This window comes from Roseibium sp., assembly GCF_965233565.1.
Classification (GTDB): Bacteria; Pseudomonadota; Alphaproteobacteria; order Rhizobiales; family Stappiaceae; genus Roseibium.
This window is the reverse complement of record NZ_OZ247494.1, coordinates 5,964,663-5,985,529: the sequence shown is the minus strand read 5'-3', so window position 1 is coordinate 5,985,529 and position 20,867 is coordinate 5,964,663. Positions and strand designations below refer to the sequence as shown.

The 20,867-nt window shown below is 59.2% G+C and carries 23 protein-coding genes; 16 read left to right on the top strand and 7 right to left on the bottom strand.

The features are described from left to right. Positions 1-57: 57 nt before the first annotated feature. From ACO6TG_RS27310 to ACO6TG_RS27300, 3 genes are read right to left on the bottom strand one after another with little or no spacing between them, the layout of a single operon-like run. Entirely contained in the window at positions 58-492 is a 435-nt protein-coding gene (locus ACO6TG_RS27310) for an SRPBCC family protein (RefSeq protein ID WP_422376092.1), read from the bottom strand. Next, on the bottom strand, positions 489-830 hold the full coding sequence (locus ACO6TG_RS27305; RefSeq protein ID WP_422376091.1) for an ArsR/SmtB family transcription factor: 342 nt from the start codon (positions 828-830) through the stop codon (positions 489-491). Before ACO6TG_RS27305 ends, ACO6TG_RS27310 begins: the two co-directional genes overlap by 4 nt. After that, positions 827-1,273 carry a cupin domain-containing protein gene (locus tag ACO6TG_RS27300; RefSeq protein WP_422376090.1) on the bottom strand — a complete coding sequence of 149 codons (447 nt, stop codon included), beginning with the start codon at positions 1,271-1,273 and terminating at the stop codon, positions 827-829. Before ACO6TG_RS27300 ends, ACO6TG_RS27305 begins: the two co-directional genes overlap by 4 nt. A 148-nt stretch (positions 1,274-1,421) precedes the next feature. Here ACO6TG_RS27300 and ACO6TG_RS27295 point away from each other — a divergent pair, with 148 nt between their 5' ends. From ACO6TG_RS27295 to moaA, 3 genes are all read left to right on the top strand, one after another. Next, complete coding sequence (locus tag ACO6TG_RS27295) at positions 1,422-2,528, top strand: Acg family FMN-binding oxidoreductase (protein WP_422376089.1); 1,107 nt, start codon at positions 1,422-1,424, stop codon at positions 2,526-2,528. After that, positions 2,521-2,967: a MarR family winged helix-turn-helix transcriptional regulator gene (locus ACO6TG_RS27290; RefSeq protein ID WP_094070440.1), complete on the top strand. Its 447-nt coding sequence runs from the start codon at positions 2,521-2,523 to the stop codon at positions 2,965-2,967. The genes ACO6TG_RS27295 and ACO6TG_RS27290 overlap by 8 nt, the downstream gene beginning before the upstream one ends. Before the next feature lie 241 nt (positions 2,968-3,208). After that, positions 3,209-4,198, top strand: a complete 990-nt coding sequence (gene moaA, locus ACO6TG_RS27285) for a GTP 3',8-cyclase MoaA (protein WP_422378960.1) — start codon at positions 3,209-3,211, stop codon at positions 4,196-4,198. A 55-nt stretch (positions 4,199-4,253) separates the two neighbouring features. On the opposite strand, the gene ACO6TG_RS27280 is transcribed toward moaA, so the two are convergent. Beyond that, complete coding sequence (locus tag ACO6TG_RS27280) at positions 4,254-5,492, bottom strand: multidrug effflux MFS transporter (protein ID WP_422376088.1); 1,239 nt, start codon at positions 5,490-5,492, stop codon at positions 4,254-4,256. Positions 5,493-5,961: 469 nt separating this feature from the next. After that, positions 5,962-7,104 (bottom strand): Mrp/NBP35 family ATP-binding protein, encoded by a 1,143-nt coding sequence (locus ACO6TG_RS27275; protein WP_422376087.1) that lies wholly within the window; start codon positions 7,102-7,104, stop codon positions 5,962-5,964. A 322-nt stretch (positions 7,105-7,426) separates the two neighbouring features. On the opposite strand from ACO6TG_RS27275, the gene ACO6TG_RS27270 reads away from it, so the two are divergent. From ACO6TG_RS27270 to glp, 7 genes are all read left to right on the top strand, one after another. Next, positions 7,427-8,107, top strand: a complete 681-nt coding sequence (locus tag ACO6TG_RS27270) for an SDR family oxidoreductase (protein ID WP_422376086.1) — start codon at positions 7,427-7,429, stop codon at positions 8,105-8,107. A 284-nt stretch (positions 8,108-8,391) separates the two neighbouring features. Next, positions 8,392-8,850 carry a BLUF domain-containing protein gene (locus tag ACO6TG_RS27265; RefSeq protein ID WP_422376085.1) on the top strand — a complete coding sequence of 153 codons (459 nt, stop codon included), beginning with the start codon at positions 8,392-8,394 and terminating at the stop codon, positions 8,848-8,850. 130 nt (positions 8,851-8,980) lie between these two features. Further along, complete coding sequence (locus ACO6TG_RS27260; protein ID WP_422376084.1) at positions 8,981-10,150, top strand: benzoate/H(+) symporter BenE family transporter; 1,170 nt, start codon at positions 8,981-8,983, stop codon at positions 10,148-10,150. 67 nt (positions 10,151-10,217) lie between these two features. Beyond that, entirely contained in the window at positions 10,218-11,096 is an 879-nt protein-coding gene (gene fdhD / locus ACO6TG_RS27255) for a formate dehydrogenase accessory sulfurtransferase FdhD (RefSeq protein WP_422376083.1), read from the top strand. Then, positions 11,093-11,746, top strand: coding sequence for a molybdenum cofactor guanylyltransferase MobA (mobA, locus tag ACO6TG_RS27250; RefSeq protein WP_422376082.1), 654 nt, complete (start codon positions 11,093-11,095; stop codon positions 11,744-11,746). The genes fdhD and mobA overlap by 4 nt, the downstream gene beginning before the upstream one ends. Continuing rightward, positions 11,743-12,264: a molybdopterin-guanine dinucleotide biosynthesis protein B gene (mobB, locus tag ACO6TG_RS27245; protein WP_422376081.1), complete on the top strand. Its 522-nt coding sequence runs from the start codon at positions 11,743-11,745 to the stop codon at positions 12,262-12,264. The genes mobA and mobB overlap by 4 nt, the downstream gene beginning before the upstream one ends. Beyond that, on the top strand, positions 12,261-13,538 hold the full coding sequence (gene glp, locus ACO6TG_RS27240) for a gephyrin-like molybdotransferase Glp (protein WP_422376080.1): 1,278 nt from the start codon (positions 12,261-12,263) through the stop codon (positions 13,536-13,538). The genes mobB and glp overlap by 4 nt, the downstream gene beginning before the upstream one ends. Positions 13,539-13,575: 37 nt before the next feature. Here glp and ACO6TG_RS27235 read toward each other — a convergent pair whose 3' ends face one another. Beyond that, positions 13,576-14,571, bottom strand: coding sequence for an MBL fold metallo-hydrolase (locus ACO6TG_RS27235; protein WP_422376079.1), 996 nt, complete (start codon positions 14,569-14,571; stop codon positions 13,576-13,578). Positions 14,572-14,754: 183 nt separating this feature from the next. On the opposite strand from ACO6TG_RS27235, the gene ACO6TG_RS27230 reads away from it, so the two are divergent. Beyond that, positions 14,755-15,660 (top strand): LysR family transcriptional regulator, encoded by a 906-nt coding sequence (locus tag ACO6TG_RS27230; protein ID WP_422376078.1) that lies wholly within the window; start codon positions 14,755-14,757, stop codon positions 15,658-15,660. A gap of 63 nt (positions 15,661-15,723) precedes the next feature. Here ACO6TG_RS27230 and ACO6TG_RS27225 read toward each other — a convergent pair whose 3' ends face one another. Beyond that, the gene (locus tag ACO6TG_RS27225) at positions 15,724-16,371 is read right to left on the bottom strand and encodes a glutathione S-transferase family protein (RefSeq protein ID WP_422376077.1); all 648 of its coding nucleotides are present in this window, start codon (positions 16,369-16,371) and stop codon (positions 15,724-15,726) included. Positions 16,372-16,559: 188 nt separating this feature from the next. Here ACO6TG_RS27225 and ACO6TG_RS27220 point away from each other — a divergent pair, with 188 nt between their 5' ends. The 5 genes from ACO6TG_RS27220 to ACO6TG_RS27200 all read left to right on the top strand — a co-directional run bounded on the left by ACO6TG_RS27220 (position 16,560) and on the right by ACO6TG_RS27200 (position 20,860). Then, the gene (locus tag ACO6TG_RS27220; RefSeq protein WP_422376076.1) at positions 16,560-16,967 is read left to right on the top strand and encodes a hypothetical protein; all 408 of its coding nucleotides are present in this window, start codon (positions 16,560-16,562) and stop codon (positions 16,965-16,967) included. Positions 16,968-17,195: 228 nt separating this feature from the next. Next, the gene (locus tag ACO6TG_RS27215; RefSeq protein ID WP_422376075.1) at positions 17,196-17,972 is read left to right on the top strand and encodes an ABC transporter substrate-binding protein; all 777 of its coding nucleotides are present in this window, start codon (positions 17,196-17,198) and stop codon (positions 17,970-17,972) included. A gap of 128 nt (positions 17,973-18,100) precedes the next feature. Next, on the top strand, positions 18,101-18,814 hold the full coding sequence (locus ACO6TG_RS27210; protein WP_422376074.1) for an ABC transporter permease: 714 nt from the start codon (positions 18,101-18,103) through the stop codon (positions 18,812-18,814). Next, on the top strand, positions 18,811-19,638 hold the full coding sequence (locus ACO6TG_RS27205; RefSeq protein ID WP_422376073.1) for an ABC transporter permease: 828 nt from the start codon (positions 18,811-18,813) through the stop codon (positions 19,636-19,638). The genes ACO6TG_RS27210 and ACO6TG_RS27205 overlap by 4 nt, the downstream gene beginning before the upstream one ends. Before the next feature lie 55 nt (positions 19,639-19,693). Beyond that, positions 19,694-20,860, top strand: a complete 1,167-nt coding sequence (locus ACO6TG_RS27200) for a trans-sulfuration enzyme family protein (RefSeq protein ID WP_422376072.1) — start codon at positions 19,694-19,696, stop codon at positions 20,858-20,860. Positions 20,861-20,867: the final 7 nt, after the last annotated feature.

Sequence of the window (20,867 nt, the reverse complement as noted above, 5' to 3'; positions counted from 1 at the left end):
GGGAAAAAGATCAAAAAATCGGCCGGTAGAAGTACCGGCCGATCACAAGAAAGGTCTTCAAGCCGGGACCAATGCCCTCACCGCTTCGCGCAAGCGGCCGAAATGCTCGTCCCAACCGGCGTCCAGCGCACTCAACATCATGAAGGCTGCTTCGCCCGCCGCCTGTTCAATACCCTCGTGCTGCAGGGTCAGACGTGTTCCGCCCGCTGCCTCTTCCAGGGTCCAGCGTACCGTCGTCATGGCACCGTTCAACGGTTTCACAGTGAATGTATAGACCAGGCTGCTGCAGGGACGCATTTCCAGAACCTTGCCCCAACAGATCTTCGACAGGCCGTTGTTCTGGTCCAGCAACGTGTAGTCGCTGCCTTCCTTGAGATCCTGCTCGGCCGGGTGGAACCAGCGTGCGAGCTTGTCCTTTTCCGTCAGGAACGCCCAGACGACATCCTGAGGCGCGTTGAGGAAAACAGTCTTGGTGATTGTGGTCGCTGTCATTTTCCGGTCTCCTTGGTTTCTTCCATCTCTTTTTCGATTTCACGCTGCAAATCGGCGAGCTTGACGTCCCAGTAGCGTTCGAAGTGGCCGATCCACTCGAAAGCGGATTTCATCGGTTCCGGTGTCAGCTGGTTGCGCCGTTCGCGTCCACTCACCTCACTTTTGATGAGGCCGCCCTCCTCCAGGATTGCCAGGTGCTTGTTGATGGCTGTTCGGGTGATGTCGAAACGGGCAGCAATGTCGGAGATGGCCAGGTTTTCGCTGGCCAGGTGCAACAGGATCTGTCGCCGTGTCGGATCAGCCAAGGCACGGAACACTGCTTGGGGACCGGTATTCATTGGCCTTTCTCCCCGACCGGCAGGAAGTCAAAAGGACCATCCTGATAGAGAAAAGTGACACAGTCCGTTTTTGAGACGCACTTGCTCAGGTGCGCCAGCCCTGCCGGAATTTCGTAATAGTCTCCGGCCTTCAGAACCTTTGCGGGCGCAGTATCCTGCGAGCTCGGCATGTGCACCATCTCGCCCGAAACCACCAGACCATACATGCCAGCGGTCTTCACATGGACGGGACTGACCAGCCCTGCGGGCAGGCGCACCATGGCCATGTAGCTTTCCTCAAATCGGTTGCCCTTGAGAGCTGCAAAGGCAACGCCCTCCGGTGTTGTCTCCCAGGTCAGCGACGGCTGGGGCATCAGGCGAATTTCAACCGCCGTGTCTGCGTTGACGGGCCCGGCAAGCGCCATTGGCACGGCTGCCAGAAACAGAAAAGTTTTCAGTGTCATTGCGACCTCCTCGTAACACCATTTGGTGTCATTTATATATCACCTTTTGGTGTCACTTCAAGACATGCGACGAAACTTCTTTGCGGGAGTTGAAATTAGTACGACTTCGAACTATATAATTCGATATCGCACTACTTATGAGGATGACATGACCCTGAGCCGACGCAAAACCCTCGCTCTTCTTGGAGGCGGCTTCGTTGTCGCAGCGACTGCCTCCGCCGGCACTTTTCTGGCGACACGGACACCGGCCCGGGCGCTGGAGCCCTGGCAGGAGGCCGGTCAATATGACGACCCGCGGCTGTTTGCGCTGTCTTACGCCCTGCTCGCGCCGAACCCGCACAATCGCCAGCCATGGCTCATCGAATTGCAGGGGCAGGATTCCTTTCTGCTGCATCGGGACAAGGCGCGGAACCTGCCGCACACGGACCCCTACGACCGTCAGATCTTTGTCGGTCTCGGCTGTTTTCTGGAACTGTTGTCGGTTGCCGCGACAGTGCGCGGCAGGTCAGCACAGATTGACCTCTTTCCTGATGGAACCGACGGACCAATCGCGCATGTTACCCTGCTGGACGGTGCCGAACAGGATCCCTTGTCCACCTTCATTCTGGAGCGGCGCTCCTGCAAGGAACCGTTCGAAGACAAAAAGGTGCCAGACAGCGCGGCAACTGAACTTGCAGCCCATGGCATGGTGATCACCGATCAGGAGCTTGTCGCCCAGGTCAAGAAGCTAAGCTGGGAGGCCTGGCTGACGGAAATGCACACCCACAGGGCGCTGAAGGAAAGCGTCGATCTGATGCGGTTTGGCAAGGCCCAGATCAATGCCAATCCGGACGGCATTGATCTGGGCGGCCCGTTTCTGGAGAGCCTGATGCTTGCCGGGGTCCTGACCCGGGAAAGCCAGCTCGACCCGGATTCCACTGGTTTCAAGGAAGGTGTGAAAATGTATGAAGCCATGCTTCATGCAACACCGGCCTATATTGTGCTGACAACGCCGCGCAACACGCGGGAGGATCAGATTGCCGCCGGGCGTCGGTGGCTACGGCTCAATCTTGACACCACGCGGCTTGGCCTCGCCTTGCACCCCGTCAGCCAGGCGCTGCAGGAATACGAGGAAATGGCTCCTCACTACGAGCGTGCACACAGGATGCTTGCCAAACCGGGTGAAACCGTTCAGATGCTGGGACGCCTGGGCTTTGGACCAACACCGGCGCAGACACCGCGCTGGCCGCTGGAAACACGGATCTTGAATGGATAACGACACTCGGCATCTTTATTTCAGCTTCTTCAACGAAGTCGGCATCATTGCCCAGCTCAGCCGCGCAGCCATGGAAGCGCGACTGCCAGACGGTTTGACGTTGCCGCATTTCAGTGTGGTCAATCACCTGACCCGGGTCCGCGACGGTCAAACGCCGCTGACCCTGGCCAGGGCCTTTCAGGTTCCCAAAACAACCATGACCCACACGCTGGCCGGCCTGCTGGAGCACGGCCTTGTGGAAATGCGCCCCAATCCGGAAGACGGCCGCAGCAAGACGGTCTGGCTGACCGATCAGGGGCGTCAGTTCCGAGAAGATGCCATTCGGTCCATAGATCCGGACATCGCCGATCTAAAGGAGGCCATACCGGCAGACCGCGTTGCCGATTTGCTCCCGCTCCTGTCAGAAATCCGCGCCTTCATGGATGCCTATCGCGATTGAGCGACAACCGGCCCGATCCATCACAAGTCGCATGGCCCACCACCTCCGCAATTGACAAATTTACACTCGTCAGTTTACCTCTGACGAAAACTGGATACTCTTGGTCCGGTTTGAATTGATCTTGCCCGGATCGGCGCCATATGATCTGGCTAAGAACACATATGAGGGAGAGCGGTCCGTGACAGACGGCAAGATTGTGATTCCGGCAGAATCGACAGAGGGCGCAACCCACTCCGCGCCGATGATCGACCCGTTCGGCCGGGCGGTGACCTACTTGCGCGTTTCCGTTACCGACCGTTGCGATTTCAGATGTGTCTATTGCATGGCCGAGGACATGACGTTCCTGCCCAAGCGCGAAGTGCTCAGTCTTGAGGAACTGGATCGGCTCTGCACCGCCTTTATCGAGAAAGGCGTCAGGAAACTGCGCCTGACCGGCGGTGAACCGCTGGTCCGCAAGAACATCATGAGCCTGATCCGCAGCCTCGGCCGTCATCTCGACAGCGGCGCGCTGGAGGAACTGACCGTGACCACCAACGGTTCACAGCTGGCCCGTTTCGCGGACGAGCTCTATGACTGTGGGGTCCGCCGGATCAACGTGTCCATTGACACGCTCGATCCGCAGAAATTCAAGGCGGTGACCCGCTGGGGTGATCTCGGCAAGGTCATGGACGGTATCCGGGCAGCAACGGCAGCCGGCCTGAAGATCAAGGTCAATATGGTGGCCCTCAAGGACGTCAACGAGCACGAGATCGAGGACATGCTGGCCTGGTGCCATGATCATGGCCACGACCTGACCCTGATTGAAACCATGCCTCTGGGTGAAATCGACGGCGACCGGACTGACCAGTATCTGCCGCTCTCGACCGTGCGCCAGCGTCTGTCGGACCGGTTCACGCTGACGGACATCCCCTACAAGACCGGCGGTCCGGCGCGATATGTCACGATCGAGGAAACCGGCGGTCGTCTCGGCTTCATCACACCTCTGACGCATAATTTCTGCGAAAGCTGCAACCGGGTTCGCGTCACCTGCACCGGTCAGCTGTTCATGTGTCTCGGCCAGGACGACATGTCGGATCTGCGCGCACCGCTCAGGGCTTCGGAAGGCAATGGCTTGCTGAACGCGGCGATTGATGAAGCCATCGGCCGAAAGCCAAAGGGACATGACTTTGTCATTGACCGGGACCGGAAACAGCCCGCAGTGTCCCGCCACATGAGCGTCACCGGCGGCTGATCGTTCCCAGACCAGCGTAACGGCAATCAAATTCTGATGTGGTGATGTTTCTTGCCTATTCCGCCGGAACAAGCTTCAAGCGGGCCTCTTGGCGGCGAATCGAGAGCGCGGCGATGAGACTGAGGCTCATGCCGAGCCCCATGATGATGATCATTCCCCAGGGCGTTCCGGCAAAGATGCTGTCTGCATAAAGCCAGGCCACAAGAGAACCGGCAACCGCTCCGGTGCTGACCTGCAGAGAGGCTGTCAGCCCGGACGCTGCGCCTGTCAGTTCCGGGCGCACGCTGACCGCACCGGAAAGCGCGCTCGGCAGGCAGACACCATTGCCAAGCCCCAGAAGGAACATGGGGAGGAACAGGCTGGGCGCCGTGAGCGCATCAAACTTGGCAAAGGCTGCAATCACCAGAACGCTGATCAAGCCGATGACGGTGCCGCTGATGATCATGGGATACATGCCGACACGTTCCGCAAAACGGCCTGACAGATAGTTGCCCGCGATGTAACCGAGGGCGACAAACATGAAATAGAAACCCATCTCTGCAGCGCTGAGCTGCAAGAGACCGGCGGCTATGAACGGCGCACCGCCAAGATAGGCAAAGTAGGTCAGCGCACTGAAAGCCGCCGTCAGGGCGTAGCTCCAGTAGAGTGGCTCGCTGAACAGGGTCCTGTAGGAGCGCAGAACCTGCCTTGCGCCTACGGCTGTCCGCTTGTGATGGGTTTCCGGCAGGCAATAGATCGACGCCAGCAAGACCCCGACGCCGAATACCAGCATCAGGAAGAACCCGCCCTGCCAGCCATAGAACTGGTCCAGCACCCCGCCCACGGCCGGGGCAATTGTCGGCATGACCGCTAGGCCCATGGTGACATAGCCGATCATGCTGGCAGCCTGCTTGGGACCGTGCAGATCGCGAACGATTGCCCGCCCGAGAACAAGACCGGTGCAGCCGCCGGCTGCCTGCAGCACTCGGGCGGCGATCAGCATCTCAAGGTTGGGGGCGACCAGACACAAAATGCTGCCGATCACAAAAAGTGCCATGCCGAGGATGATCACCGGGCGCCGCCCGAACTGATCCGACAAGGGGCCCCAGAAGAGCTGGCTCACGGCCACCGCAATGAAAAAGGCCGACATGGTCAGCTGGATCTCACCTGCGGTTGCAGAAAACACAATCATCATGCCGGCCAGCGACGGCAGATAAATCTGCATCGCAAGCGGGCTTATTGTCGAGATTGCGATCAGCACACCCAGGGATGGTTTGGCTTCATAACCATGTGTTTGAGAGCGGCCAGCGGACATGCCTGGGACGGACCCTTTGTTGATCTCTCCGACTCAGAACGCCGGGTGTGGAGGTTGTAAGATACAAACCCTCCGTGATCCGGATGTGAAAAGATCAATTGTTACAGTCCCTCGCAATTTCACGGCAATAAAATTGCGCACCTGATTGTCCGGTTTCTGCGTCATCTCAGTGCAAGCCCCCCTTGAGATCCGAAGCAATTGCTTCAGAAACACCCAAGTGCAACCTGAGGCCTTGCAGACCGCCGGCTGATGTGCACGCCGTTCACTCAGGCAGCCGTTCTGATCAACCGAAGCCGTCACAACTTCCAAGTGAATGCCATCTTTCGATCTGTCGTTTGGTGCAGGTCGGTCTTGCGGGTGGCAGAAGCATCAGCGTGTTCAGACAGGGAACTGACCGGCGGCATTCAGGTGCCGCCGGTTCTTGCTGTAAAATCCAAGAAACTATGTGGCCGACGTCGCGACAAGCATCTTATTCGAACACGATGGCCGGCGCTGCCCGCTCCTGACCAGCTTCTGCCGCCTCGATACCTTCAAGAACGCTGGCCGCAATCTTTTTGTAGATAGCTGCAATCGCACCTTCCGGATCGGAGACGACAACCGGTGTGCCGGCGTCCGAGGTCTCGCGGATCGTCATGGTCAGCGGGATCTCTCCAAGGAACGGGACGCCGAGACGGTCCGCCTCGTTGCGCGCGCCGCCATGGCCGAAAATGTCGTGACGGCTGCCGCAATCCGGACAGAGGAAATAGCTCATGTTTTCGACAATGCCGAGAACAGGCACATCCACGCGTTTGAACATGTTGAGACCCTTGCGCGCGTCGATCAGCGCAAGATCCTGAGGCGTCGAGACGATGACAGAGCCGGCCAGCGGAACCTGTTGCGCCATGGTCAGCTGCGCGTCACCGGTTCCCGGAGGCATATCAACAACGAGCACATCAAGATCGCCCCAGGCGACTTCACGCAGCATCTGGGTCAGCGCAGAAATCACCATCGGCCCGCGCCAGATCATCGGAGTTTCCTCCTCGACCATGAACCCCATGGACATGACCTTCACGCCGTAGCCCTCAAGCGGCTTCAACATCCGACCTTCCAGCGCTTCCGGTCTGCCGGAAACATTAAAAAGGCGCGGCACAGAGGGGCCGTAGATATCAGCGTCGAGAACTCCGACTTTCTTGCCGAGAGCAGCCATTGCAAGCGCAAGATTGGCCGTCGTTGTCGACTTGCCCACACCGCCCTTGCCGGAGGCAACGGCAATGATGTGTTTGATCCCCGGAACTCCCGGCTTCTGGGCGCCCTGCTCTTCCGGCGCCTTTCGCGGAGCCTGTGGTGGCGCTTTCGGGGCCGTGTTGCGGGTCCCGCCAGGCCTGCGCTCGGCGGTCAGGGCAACCATGGCGGTTTCAACACCCGGGACTTCCTTCACGACCTTTTCTGCGGCCTGACGCAAGGGTTCAAGTTCCTGCGCCCGCTCGGCAGGCACCGTGATGGAAAAGGCAACTCGGCCATCGGAGACGAAGACATCCGAGACTAGGCCCAGAGAAATGATGTTGCCTTCCAGGTCCGGCCCCTTGATCTGGCTGAGCCGCTCCATAACCGCATTCTTGATGGTGTCGTTCATTACCCCGTCCCGTTGTCTTTCAATTCGGCGCCTGAATTACCGATCTTGTTAGGTCAGTATGTAGATCGCAAAACGCCGGCCGCAATCTGCCAAACTGAAGCAGACCTGCTCTGTTCCTGTCTTACAGCTGTCATAGTGGCCAAGCAGGTTCTGGACAAGTTGCTTCGCCTGAGAAGACGGACCGTTGACGACCGCCGGTCCAGCATTGTCCCCCTGTTTTGGCAGGGACAATATCCGACTTGCGTCGCCCTCGGGTTCGATTATCGTTCTCTTCTCCCACCACATGCATTCATTTGTTCAACACAGTTTTCAGGACCAGACCATGCCGGTATGTCTCATCACCGCTGCGAACCGCGGTATCGGATTTGAACTTGCCCGACTAGCCCTTGCCAGGGACTGGACCGTCTACGGCTCGGTTCGCACACAACAGATCGCACAGGAAACCGCTGCCCGGATGACGGGAGACTTTCGGCCGCTTGTCTTTGACGTGACGGATCACGAAGCTGTCGGGGCTGCGGCCGCGCGCCTCGACGGTCACCTGGATATTCTCATCAACAACGCCGGCATTATCGGCTTTGAACGCCAGACACCGCTCGATATGGACTTTGTCGGTTTTGCCGAGACGCTCAAGATCAACACCCTGGCACCGCTGGCCGTGTCCCAGGCCTTTCTTCCGCATCTCAGGAACAGTGACAACGGCCGCATCCTGACCATTTCCAGCCAGATGTCCTGGATGGGCTACCGCAAGTCGGACACGCTCGCCTACCGAGCCTCAAAGGCGGCGGTAAACAAGGTCATGCAGGGACTGGCGACAGACCTGGAAGCGGAGAATATTCCCGTTGCCCTGATTGACCCCGGCTGGGTCCGCACGGATATGGGCGGCCCGGAGGCAGACAACAGCCCGGTCGATGTGGCTGAAGGCGTTCTCAACCTCGCTGAACGGCTTGCGCTTTCCGATACCGGCAAATTCTTCAAATGGTCCGGAGAAGAACGACCCTTTTGACCTTCGGCGGCGAACGAGTCAGTTGACGATGGAGCCGAGTTAAAGACGGCTCCATTTCAAGTCTCGTTTACGGTCAGCCGCGCCTTATCCACACAAAGATAAGCGCAGGTTGTTTTGCACAGTTTTCTTGGAACCCGAGACATGGGTGCAAGCACACGTTCCAAGAGAAACTTGCAAGAAGTCGGTAACCATCCACCGTCTTCTTACAAATTGAATCAAATTTTAAGCAAATGTGAGGAATTGAAGCGCAGGCTGGGTTTATCGGCAAAAGGATGGGACACGCCATGGAACTTTATCGCGCTTGCTACCGCAGCAAAATCAAGTGGGACAAGATGCATCTGCCCTTGCCCGACGAGATCGACAAGACCCTCCTGCGAATCCGCCGGATCAATCGCAAGGCAGGCGTGACCGGCGCTCTGCTTCTGGTCGACCAGCACATTATCCAGATCCTGGAAGGCCAGACCGGACAGGTGCTCGATACCGTCTACTGCGTGATGAACGATCCGCGCCTGCACGACATCGAAGGCATCATTCATGAACCGGCCGATTTCCGGCTGTTCCCCAACTCCCTGATGTTCTTCCGGGATCTGACCGACGGTCTTGCCGCCGCGCGCCACGATGTGCTGCGCCCGCTTCTTGATCATCCGGCAGAAGTCACCCGGGACGAAGCCTATCTTGCGTTCAGCCATTTCGCCAACGAGCTGCAGCAGGGCCGCCTGACCAACGATATGCTGATGATCTGAGCCGCTCGCTCGGATCATTGCAGACAAGCGCTGCAAGGTAACGTTTATTCGTGAGCGCTGTGACATTCATGTCCTAGTCATTTTGCCGATAGCAACGATAGGTTGCTCCCCGTCGCAGGGGAGCATCATCGTGTCAGTCAGCCGTCCAAATCTTCAGTCTCTGTCCGCTGGCCTTCTGGCCGCTATTGTCGGCTTTGCCAGTTCCTTTGCCATTGTCATTCAGGGCCTTGCCGCATCCGGTGCTTCGCCTAGCGAAGCAACTAGCGGCCTGATGGCCCTTTCCATCTCCATGGGACTGTGCGCCATAGTTGGCTCGCTCTGGACCAAGATTCCCGTCAGCATTGCCTGGTCGACGCCAGGCGCCGCGCTGCTTGTCACCGCCGGTCCTGTCGATGGTGGTTTCGCGGCGGCCGTCGGTGCTTTCATCATTTGCGGCCTGCTGATCGTTCTGGCCGGGCTGATCCGCCCCTTCGGCCGGGCTGTTGCAGCTATTCCTTCCCCTTTGGCCAATGCGATGCTCGCCGGCGTCTTGTTCGGGCTGTGTCTTGCTCCGGTCAAGGCGGTTGCCGAGTTGCCCGTCAGCGCCTTGATCATCATTGCCGTCTGGGCGATTGCACTGCGGTTTGCGCGCCTCTTTGCCGTGCCGCTGGCCATGGCCGTTACCATTGCAATCGCGCTCTGGACCAGTGGCCCGATCGATCTTTCGTCTGCCAGCTGGGTGAGCGAACCGGTGTTGATCACACCGGTCTTTTCTCTCGAAGCCCTTGTGAGCATCGCGCTGCCACTCTTCATCGTCACCATGGCGTCGCAAAACATCCCCGGCGTGGCCGTTTTGAAAGCCTATGGATACGCACCGCAAAGTGGCCCGCTCTTTACCCTCTCCGGTATCTTCAGCCTGCTCTCCGCCCCCTTTGGCGGACACGCGGTTAATCTTGCAGCAATCACAGCTGCCATGTGCGCCGGGGAAGATGCTCACAAGAATCCCGGTGAGCGTTACTGGGCCGCTGCTGCTGCCGGTCTGGTCTATGTCCTGTTTGGTCTTTTTGCCGGACTGGTCATGGCCTTTGTCGCCGCCACGCCGGCCATTCTGATTGAAGCGGTTGCCGGATTGGCGCTGCTCGGGGCCTTCGCCTTTTCCATAGGCGAGGCCACAAAAGCGGCGGAGACACGCGACAGTGCGATCATCACATTCATGGTGACGGCCTCCGGTGTCAGTTTTCTCGGTGTTTCCGGTGCCTTCTGGGGACTGCTTGCGGGCGGCGCCTTCATGGCGCTCGCCCGTACCAAAGCCGCAAAGTAACACCTTGCCCTGCCGCCTTTGCCTCCCATAGTCTTTCTAAACACTTGAACCAAGGAGTCGTGCGGCTGTGACAGGCCCTTACCTTCTTCAACCGGACCCGCTTCATCCGGGACTTTCGACCGCGGTGACCGGCATAGACCAGAACGGCAATGCCGTTGACACCAAGGTGGTGACCGAAAAGCCGCTGACGTTGTTTCTGAACGCCCAGGAAGTCGTCACCATGATGACGATTGGCGATCATCCGGACCTTCTTGCGGTCGGCTACCTGAAGAATCAGAACATGCTGGCCGATGACGATGTCATAACCGGGATCGAACATGACGACGACCTCGATGTGGTCATCGTGCGAACCGAGCGGGAAACGAATTTCGAGGAAAAACTCAAGAAAAAGGTACGCACGTCCGGCTGCGCGCAAGGCACCGTCTTCGGCGATGTCATGGAAGGCTTTGAAACCGTTTCGCTGTCCACTGATGCCCGGCTGAAGACATCCTGGCTCTACAGCCTGACCAAGGCGATCAACACCACCCCGTCGCTTTACCTGGAGGCGGGCGCAATCCATGGCTGCGTGCTGTGCCAGGAAGACCGGCCGCTGGTCTATATGGAAGATGTCGGCCGGCACAATGCGGTCGACAAGATCGCAGGCTGGATGGTCCTGAACGATATCCCCGCACACGACAAGATGTTCTACACGACGGGACGGCTGACCTCCGAAATGGTGATCAAGACGGTCATGATGGGCATTCCGATCCTGGTCTCGCGCTCCGGGTTCACTGCCTGGGGTGTGGAACTGGCGCGCCAGGCTGGACTGACGTTGATCGGCCGAGCCCGCGGCAAACGCTTTGTCGCACTGTCCGGGCAGGAGCGGATCGACTTCGATCTGGATCCCGGATCCGTGGAAGACGAGCCGGAGAAGAACCGCCGCAAAGGGAGCCTGGCTGCAGAATGAACACGACACCGTCGCGCCTGACGAGAAACAATCTGCTCGGCTGCGTTCTGGCGGGGGGGCAGTCGCGCCGCATGGGCGGCGGCGACAAGCCGCTCCTGGATCTGGGTGGCAGAACCATGCTCGACATGATTCTTGCCAGGCTGTCTCCGCAGCTTGCGGATATTGTCCTCAATGCGAACGGGGATCCGGACAGGTTCGCCCGATTTGAACTGCCCGTGGTCCCCGATCCTCTGGGCGACTATGCCGGGCCACTGGCCGGTATCCTGGCAGGTCTTGAATTTGCTTCGGCCCATCGTCCCGACGTAAGTCACGTGATTTCGGTCGCAGGTGACACGCCGTTCTTTCCAACCGACCTTGTCGGCAGGTTCTGCGCGGCCGTGCCATCCGACCGGCCGGTGATTGCCCTCGCATCGTCTTCCGACAAGCTGCAACCCGTTTTCGGTCTCTGGCCAGTGGCCCTCAAATCCGACCTGCATGACTGGCTTGATTCCGGTCAAAGCGGAAAGGTGCTTGCCTTTGTAGACCGGCACAATAGCGTTGAAGTCGCCTTTGACACCGATCCGGTTTCGGGTCTCGACCCCTTCTTCAACGCAAACCGACCTGACGACCTCGCAACCGTGCGCGACGCATTGAGCCTAACCAACAGATGAAACCCACTCCCGTATTCGGCATCACCGGATGGAAGAACTCCGGCAAAACGCAGCTCGTGACCCGTCTGGTGGCGGAGTTCACTCAACGTGGTCTCAAGGTTTCCACCGTGAAACACGCCCACCACAATTTCGACATCGACAGACCAGGGGCCGACAGCTACCGGCACCGGGAGGCAGGCGCATCGGAAGTCGCCCTCGTCTCCGGACGCAGATGGGCCCTGATGCATGAGCTGCGAGAAGAAGAGGAGCCGCCGCTGGAAGAGATTCTGGCCCGTCTCGCGCCGTGTGACCTGATCCTGATCGAAGGCTACAAACGGGAAAATCATCCCAAGATCGAAGCGCGGCGCACGGAAACCCGGGACCGTGGCCCCCTCGCCCCATCCGACCCGAATATTCTCGCCGTTGCGGCGGATCACCTGCTGCCGGATGAGACACTCCCGGTCTTCGATCTCAACGACGTGCCGGCGATGGCGGATTTCATCCAGGCGCGTCTTGACCTTGGAGGGCACGGCGCATGACCGGAAAGCGGCTTCTTGACGACTGTTTTCTGCACGACAAGGACCGGCTGCGCCATCAAGATGCCCTGGACCTGCTCAAGGACCGCGTGTCCACACTTGTCGAAGTGGAGACCATACCGCTCTCAGAGGCATCCGAGCGGGTTCTGGCACAGACTGTGACGGCGCCACGAAATGTGCCGCTGGCCGACAATTCCGCCGTTGACGGCTACGCCTTCCGCCATTCGGACTTTGATGAAGCCGGCGGTTTTTTCCGGATGGACCAGCGGGTCGCCGCCGGTCACGCCAGCCAGACGGACCTTGCGCCCTGGGGTGCCGCGCGGATCTTCACAGGCGCGGTCATGCCGCCGGGTGCGGACACGGTCGCCATGCAGGAAGACTGCGAAGCGCATCAACAGGATGGCCAGGACTTCGTGATCGTGCCGCAGGGCCTCAAGAAGGGGGCCAATTGCCGCCTGGCGGGTGAGGATGTCGCCGAAGGGACACCGATCCTGGAAGCGGGACAGCGTTTGCGTCCGCAGGACGTGGCAGCGATCGCATCGACCGGACTTGGCGAGATTTCCGTCTATCGCAAACTTAAGGTTGGTTTGCTGTCCACCGGCGACGAACTGCGCCGCCCGGGTAGCCTGATCACCCTCGGCGATGTCTATGATTCCAACTACTTTCTGCTTCAGGGCCTCTGCGCGACCCTGCCTGTAGACGTCGAGGATCTGGGCATTCTGAAAGACGATGCAGCCCTCGTCGAAGCCACCTTGAAGGAGGCGGCGGGCCGGTTTGATATCCTGTTGACTTCAGGTGGCGCCAGCCGGGGCGAAGAAGACCATTTGCTGGCAGCCCTCGATACGCTCGGATCACGCCACATGTGGCAACTGGCGATCAAGCCGGGCCGGCCGATGATGTTCGGCTCGATCGGGGACTGCGTGTTCCTCGGCCTGCCGGGCAATCCCGTGGCAGCCATGGTCTGTTTTCTGCTTTATGTTCGCCCGGTTCTGAGCGTGCTGGGAGGCGGTCCCTTTCTGCCCCCCAGAGGCTTCCAGGTTCCGGCTGCCTTTGAAGTGCCCAAGAAGAAACCGGACCGACGCGAATTCTATCGCGCCTATCTTGAAGAAGGACCGGATGGTGCCCTCGTTGCACAGAAATTCATGCGTGACGGATCAGGGTTGATAACGGGCCTCAGAGAGGCCGACGGTCTGATTGAAATCCCTGAAGACGTAACATCGATTACCAAGGGGGACCTTGTGACTTACCTGCCCTTTTCCGGCTTCGGGCTGCGCTGACCCGGCAAACAGAAGCCGCCGGGCCAGTCCGCAGATCCTAGTAGGCGTAGGGCCAGTTGGCGGCTACGAAGCGATAGCCATCGCCTTCCTTGACAACGCGTCCCATGCCCGGGAACGGAATATGGGCACCGGCAAAAAACAGCTTGTCACCGGCGGCCTGGTCCAGGAACGCCTTGCGCGTTTCAACGGCCTTTGCGCTGTCGATGTCAAAGCCGATACCCCAGTCCGGACGATCGAACTGATAGGCGGTCATGTGAATGATGTCGCCGGCAATTGCCAGGGTTTCGCCATTGCTGTCGAAGAGATAACCGGTGTGACCCGGCGTATGTCCGGGCAACGCCATGGACCGGATTCCCGGCAGGACCTCCTGGTCGCCTGAGATCAGCGTCTGGTTGCCCTTGTAGGCCTCTGCGGCCTTGCGCGCGCCCAGGAAAAACGGCTTGAACTGTTCCGGCGCGCCGTTCATGGCTGCGTCGTCATACCAGAACGCATTGTCGACTTCCGGCAGGATCAATTCCGCATTGGCAAAGACCCGCTTGCCCTCGCCATCGACGACACCGAAGAGATGATCCGGGTGCATGTGGGTGATCAGGATGGCATCAACCTGATCGGCGGAAACGCCCGCCGCTTCAAGAGCGGACGGCAAACGCCCCATAGTCGGGCCAAGAGCGTCTGAGGTGCCCGCATCCACCAGCACCAGACGATCGCCTGTGTTGACCAGATAGGCATTGACCGGAATGCGCAGCGCATTGCCTTCGATCAGGGATTTGTCACGCAGACGCTGGCCTTCAGCCTCGTCATAACCGACGACGACTTCAGGTGTCACATCCAGATATCCGTCCAGCAATGCCGTGACTTCAAAGTCACCGACCTTGTACCGCAGAGCGCCGGCCATTGGCGCGCCAGCCTTGGGAGCCGCCGCCTGGGCGGGGGATGCGATCAGTGAGACACCGCCGGCAGCGGCAACCGCCCCTGCCCCGGCCGCCAGGCCAAAGAGGGATCGTCTGGAGAGTGAAAGATTTGGTTCGGTCATGAAAAGCCTCCCGGCTCAGTCAGAATAGACACTAAAGAAGGACCCGGACCGGAGAGCACCGGTGGGCTGTTCCTAAAGTGTTTCATTCGAAAAAATTTTGAAGTGCGAGCTTCCTTATAAAACTCATTAGGTTCACTTATATATCGAGCCGGTAGGTCACAAATCTTGCAACCCAGGTGTGTCATGGACAAGCTCAGCGCCCTTTCCAGTTTTGTTCAGTCGGTCAACCTTGGCAGCTTCTCAGCCGCCGCCAAACATCTGGGCGTGTCGCAACCGGCGGTCAGCCAGCAGATCCGCAGCCTCGAAGATGAACTTGGCACAAGGCTGCTCAACCGGACGACACGGCAGCTGCAGCTGACCGAGGCCGGTGAACGGTATCTTACCTATGCGCGTGATGTGCTGGAGCGGCTTGCGGAAGCCGACCGTTCGGTCCAGAGCGAGGAAGCGCAGATGACGGGGCCCCTGTCGGTCGGCCTGCCGCTGGGATTTGCGGAAACCGTGCTGTCCGACTTTCTGGTCGGCTTCAAGAAGAGCCATCCGCATATTCTTTTGGATATCTCCCTCTCGGACCAGTTTGTCGATGTCATTCAGGAACGTCTCGACGTTGCCATTCGCATGGGAGAAATCAGGGACGACCGGCTGATCGTACGCCGGCTGGGTCATGCCAGCAGGTGCCTGGTGGCGTCACCGGACTATCTGGACAGGATGGGCCGTCCGCAACACCCGGCCGAATTGCCGGATCACGATTATCTTCTCTACAAGAACATCACCACCGGGGATCGCGTCCCGTTCCTGAGCACGATTGGCGAGAAACTTTCCATCCGGATCAACCCGACAATGATCGTCAACAATTCCGCGACCCTGCGCCGCGCGGCGCTGGCAGGGCTCGGCATCAGCCTGTCGAACCGCTGGCTGATCGATCCTTATCTGAAGTCGGGCGAGCTTGAGCTTGTGTTGCCGGACTGGAAATATCCGGACCACCCGGTTCATGCGGTCTACCCTTCGAACCGTTTCATCCCCCTGAAGGTTCGCCGTTTCGTCGACAGCCTCCATGCTTTCTTCGAAACGGAAGGGGCTTTTGTCTGCTGATGCGGACCTGGTGTTCTGCGGCATCCGAAGACAATCGTCTCCGGATGCAGCTTTGAAACGCGCTCAGACCTCGTCGACGGCCACGGTCCAGGGTTCCTTGACCGCTTCGGCCTGCCATGCCTGCCAGGCCGACGTATCTGTCATTGCAGCGCCATAAGCTGCAACGGCCGGCGCGTCCGAAAGCTGATATGTCGAAAACCGGCTGACAACAGGCGCATACATGGCGTCGGCGATCGCGAAGTCACCAAACAGGAAGGGGCCGCCGGAACGGTCGAGGCACTCCTGCCAGATGTCGACGATCCGGGCGACATCCGCCTTGACCGCCGCGTTGACTTGAAGCGTTTCTGAGGGTCGGCGCATGTTCATCGGGCAGGCACCCCGCAGGTCGGAAAACCCGGAATGCATTTCCGCCGAAATCGCGCGTGCCCGTGCCCGGTCAGATCGGTCCTTCGGCCAAAAGCCTGCCTCCGGATAAAGCTCGGCTACATATTCCAGGATAGCAAGACTATCCCAAACGGTCAGATCGCCATCCTTGAGGACCGGTACCTTCCGGCTCGGTGAAAAGGCTTCGAAATTCGGGTTGCCATTGTCAAAGTCGAACGGCACCAGGGTTTCACGAAACGGAACCTCTTTATGTGTCAACGCGATCCACGGCCGGAACGACCAGGAGGAATAGTTCTTGTTGCCGATAAAGAGTTCAAGATCTGCCATGTTGGGTCCCTTTGCTGTCGACCGGCAAACATGAACCGCATTGCCGGGCAACTCTTACCTACGTCCCAGATCGACCGGCTACAAATTGAAGAGATTCATGGGTATGATCAGGATTTTGAATGAACGGCAACTGGCGCAAGTTTTGCTTGCAAGACGTGATCTTTCACCAAAGCCATTTCGAGCACCGCATGACGACCATCTCAACACCGAAGCCTCCACCGACAGGGCAACACGCAACCATCGCGCGGTCCCAGCCGCCAGAAAAGCCCTTCCTGGAATTTCGCAGCATCCTTGCCGAGCAGTATCAGGCCTGGCGGGAACTGCCCGAAGAAGAGCGTATTCGGCATCAGTATCTTGAAAAGCATGGCCTTTCGGAGATCGACCTCGACAATCTGTCGGCTCAGGATCGGGCAGCCCACGAGGAAAAGATCGCCAGTCTGAACAAGGTGCCGGTTTTCGCAAAGTCCCCTTATGCGGGCACCAGGGCGGGTGATGCACTGACGCGGGCGGTGGTGACGCTGCAGTCGGTGCTCGAGACCCCCGACCCGGACGCCGAGGTTGCAAACGAGCGGACGGCCCCGACCGGACGTGACTGACCTGTTGCCCGGCTCCGGAAGCAGCCTTCGCAACAGGCAGGTGCATCCGGTCCTGACGGTTTCTTCCCCAACGACACCCTTCAAAATCTGAAAATAAGCATCCTTCGCCCTGTGTTTTTTTCGCGGCCCTGCTTGAAATTTAAAGCGAAGTGTATGGAATAGGGCCCTCGGGCAAGAAGGCGGGAAGAACCCGCCTGCGCTGCGAAGATAATATATGGGGAACTTAATATGCGTGTTTTGCGTATGGCTGCGGCCGCTGTTGCAGTTCTGGCTGCTGTGGGTGGCGCTGAGGCGAAAGACTGGTCAAAGGTGCGCATCGGCACCGAAGGCGCTTACCCTCCGTTCAACTCCCTGACCGCTGACGGTCAGCTGGTCGGCTTCGACATCGACATTGCCAATGCTCTTTGCGAAGAGATGAAGGTCGAATGCGAATTCGTCACCCAGGACTGGGACGGCATGATCCCGGCTCTTCAGGCCGGCAAGTTCGATGCCGTGATCGCTTCCATGTCGATCACCGAAGAGCGCCTGCAGAAGGTCGACTTCAGCAACAAGTACTACAACACCCCGCCGGCAATTGCCGTGCCGAAGGATTCCAAGATCGCCGGTACGTCCGATGCGGATCTGAAAGGTGTTGCGCTTGGAGCCCAGTCTTCCACGACCCACTCCAACTATGCCGAAGAAAAGCTGCCGTCGGCTGACCTGAAGCTCTACCCGACCCCGGACGAGTACAAGCTTGATGTCGCCAGCGGCCGTGTTGACGCCGTGATCGACGACGTTGTTGTTCTGTCCGACTGGCTGGCCACCGACGACGGTGCATGCTGCAAGCTGCTCGGCACGCTGACCCCGGATCCGGTCATCAACGGTGAAGGCGCCGGCATCGCGATCCGCAAGGACGATGGTGAACTGAAAGAGAAGTTCAACAAGGCCATCGAAGCCATCCTGGCGAACGGCAAGTACAAGGAAATCAACGACAAGTACTTCACGTTCGACGTTTACGGCGGCTAATCGCCAGCCTACGATGACACGGAATGCGGCATGCTCTGCGTGCCGCATTCGCCTGCAGGGAAAAATCCCGCAGTACGGCCGGAGGGGCGGCCGGACCAACAACAACAAACAGAAAGAAGCGCCGGCTTATGGAAGAAGCTCTGACGCTACTCTCCTTCGGGGAACAGGGCTGGGGCGACACGATCGCACTTGGGGTCCTGGTAACAGTTTCACTGGCGATCGCCACTTTGCCATTCGGACTTGTTCTCGGGTTCCTGATCGCGCTGGCTAAAAACTCAAGCGAACCCAGTCTCAAGCTCGCCGCCAATATCTACACGACAATCTTTCGTGGCTTGCCGGAACTGCTGACGCTGTTCCTGGTCTATTTCGGTGTCCAGATCGGCATCCAGCAGGGACTGAAGCTGCTGGGTTTTGACACCTATATCGAAGTGAATTCCTTCGTCGCCGGCATGGTTGCGCTTGCCCTGGTGTTTTCGTCCTACGCGTCGGAAGCCTTCCTGTCCGCGTTTCGCGGCATTCCGCAGGGCCAGTATGAAGGCGGCCACGCGCTTGGCCTGTCGCGCTACCAGACCATGACCCTGATCATCCTGCCGCAGCTGATCAGGCTCGCCCTGCCCGCGCTCGGCAACCTGTGGCTGATCCTGCTGAAAGAAACCTCGCTTGTCTCCGTGATCGGTCTTGCGGACCTCGTGCGCGAAGCAGGTATCGCGGCCCGCGTGACCAAGGAGCCGTTTCTGTTCTTCGGCATCGCCTGCCTGATCTACCTGGTCCTGGCAATGATTTCGTCGACCGGTCTCTCCCGGATTGAAAAATGGTCCAAACGGGGAGAAGCTGCAAGATGACCGCCGCCAACCCCGCCACGGGCATGGCACGCCCGCCTGCGCCGCCGCGACGCTGGTCGAACACCAGGATCCTCGGCCACGTGCTGATGGCCCTCTGGATCATCTCCGGCGTGTCGCTGGTCTTTTACCTTGGCTCCAACATCGCCAGTCCGTTTGTCGACAAGTACTGGTTCAACTACGTCAAGGGTTTCATCGTCACGCTGCAGATCGTCGGCGTGTCCCTTTTGATCGGAGCTCTGCTCAGCGTTCCGATTGCCGCCGCACGCGCGTCCAGCTGGAAGATCTTCTCCGCGCCAGCTTATGGCTATGTCTATTTCTTCCGGGGCACCCCGCTGCTCGCACAGACCTTCCTGATCTATTACGGCGCGGGAACCTTCAGGCCCGAACTGGAAGCTGTCGGCCTTTGGACCTTCTTCCGGGAAGCCTGGTATTGCGTCGTGTTTGCCTTCTCGCTGAACACGGCGGCCTATCAGGCGGAGATCCTGCGCGGAGCGATCCTGAACGTGCCGAAGGGGCAATGGGAGGGTGCCGCAGCGCTCGGCATCAGCAAACCGGTCGCCTTTTTCAAGATCATTCTGCCCCAGGCCCTGATGGTGGCGCTGCGGCCTTACGGCAACGAGATCATCCTGATGATCAAGGGCTCGGCCATCGCGTCCATCGTGACCATCTACGACCTCATGGGCGAAACGCGCCGCGCCTATTCGCGGTCCTACGACTTCCAGGCCTATATCTGGGCGGCCGTTGCCTATCTCATGATCGTTGAAACCCTGCGCCGCGTCTGGGACAAGATCGAAGCACGCCTCACCCGCCATCTGAAACGGTGATCCCTCACCGTTTCATTTCTGTCCTGAAATGTGTCCCTTAACCGGATGATCCCTCATGTCCAGCGAACTGCCCAAAGCCTCCGGCCTCCATCCCGACAGTCTGCTGGCCCATGGTGGCGGTGGCCATGATGCGGCAACCGGCGCCGTTGTGCCGCCGATCCCGACAGCGACAACTTTTGTGCGCGACGAGGACTATGAACCGGTCAGTCCGGGTCACATCTACAGCCGCGACGACAACGCGCTCTACAAGAAGACCGAGAACCTGATCGCTTGCCTGGAAGGCGGCGAGGACAGCCGCCTCTTTGCGTCCGGCATGGCGGCCGTTGCAGCCGTTGCCCGGCTGGTACGGCCAGGCGGGACACTCCTGGTTCAATCGGGCATCTATTGGGGCACAACCCTGTTTCTGCGCAAGCTCTGCGCCCGCAACAACGTTGCCCTGATCGAAGCCGACGCCACGGATCTCCAGGCGTTTCTCGACGAGATTTCCGTTACGAAGCCCGCCCTGGTCTGGTTGGAGGTGCCAAGCAATCCGTTTTTGCAAGTGGCCGACATCCAGAAGATTTCTGCCCGGTGCAAACAGACCGGCGCCGTCCTTTGCGTTGACGCGACTGCGGCGACACCCCTGATTATCAAGCCGCTTGCACTCGGCGCCGATCTGGTGATGCATTCCGCCACCAAGACCCTCAACGGCCACTCAGACCTTCTCGGCGGTGTCGTTTCCACCGGAGATGCTGCGAGCGAGGCCTGGCAGGCGATCAGCGAGGAGCGCAAACTCGCCGGTGCCGTGCTCGGCTCCTTCGAGACCTGGCTGCTGCTGCGGGGTTTGAGAACACTGGCCCTTCGTGTGGAACGCATGAATGCCAACGCCCAGGCAATCGCAAACTTTCTGGAGGCACATCCGAAGGTCGAAGCCGTGCTTTATCCAGGTGTTTCCAGCCATCCGCAACACGCCCTTGCCAGATCCCAGATGCAAGGCGGATTTGGATCCTTGATGTCCGTGCAGATCAAAGGTGGAAGAGATGCCGCGCTGAAGGCCGCCGGTGCGCTGGACCTGTTTCAGCGGGCAACCTCGCTTGGCGGCACCGAGAGCCTTGTCGAGCATCGCTATACCATTGAAGGTGAAGGCTCCGGCATCCCGGAAAACCTGTTGCGGCTGTCCATCGGCATTGAGCATTCGGCTGACTTGATCGGCGATCTCGACCAGGCGCTTGCCGGGATCTGATTGTCAC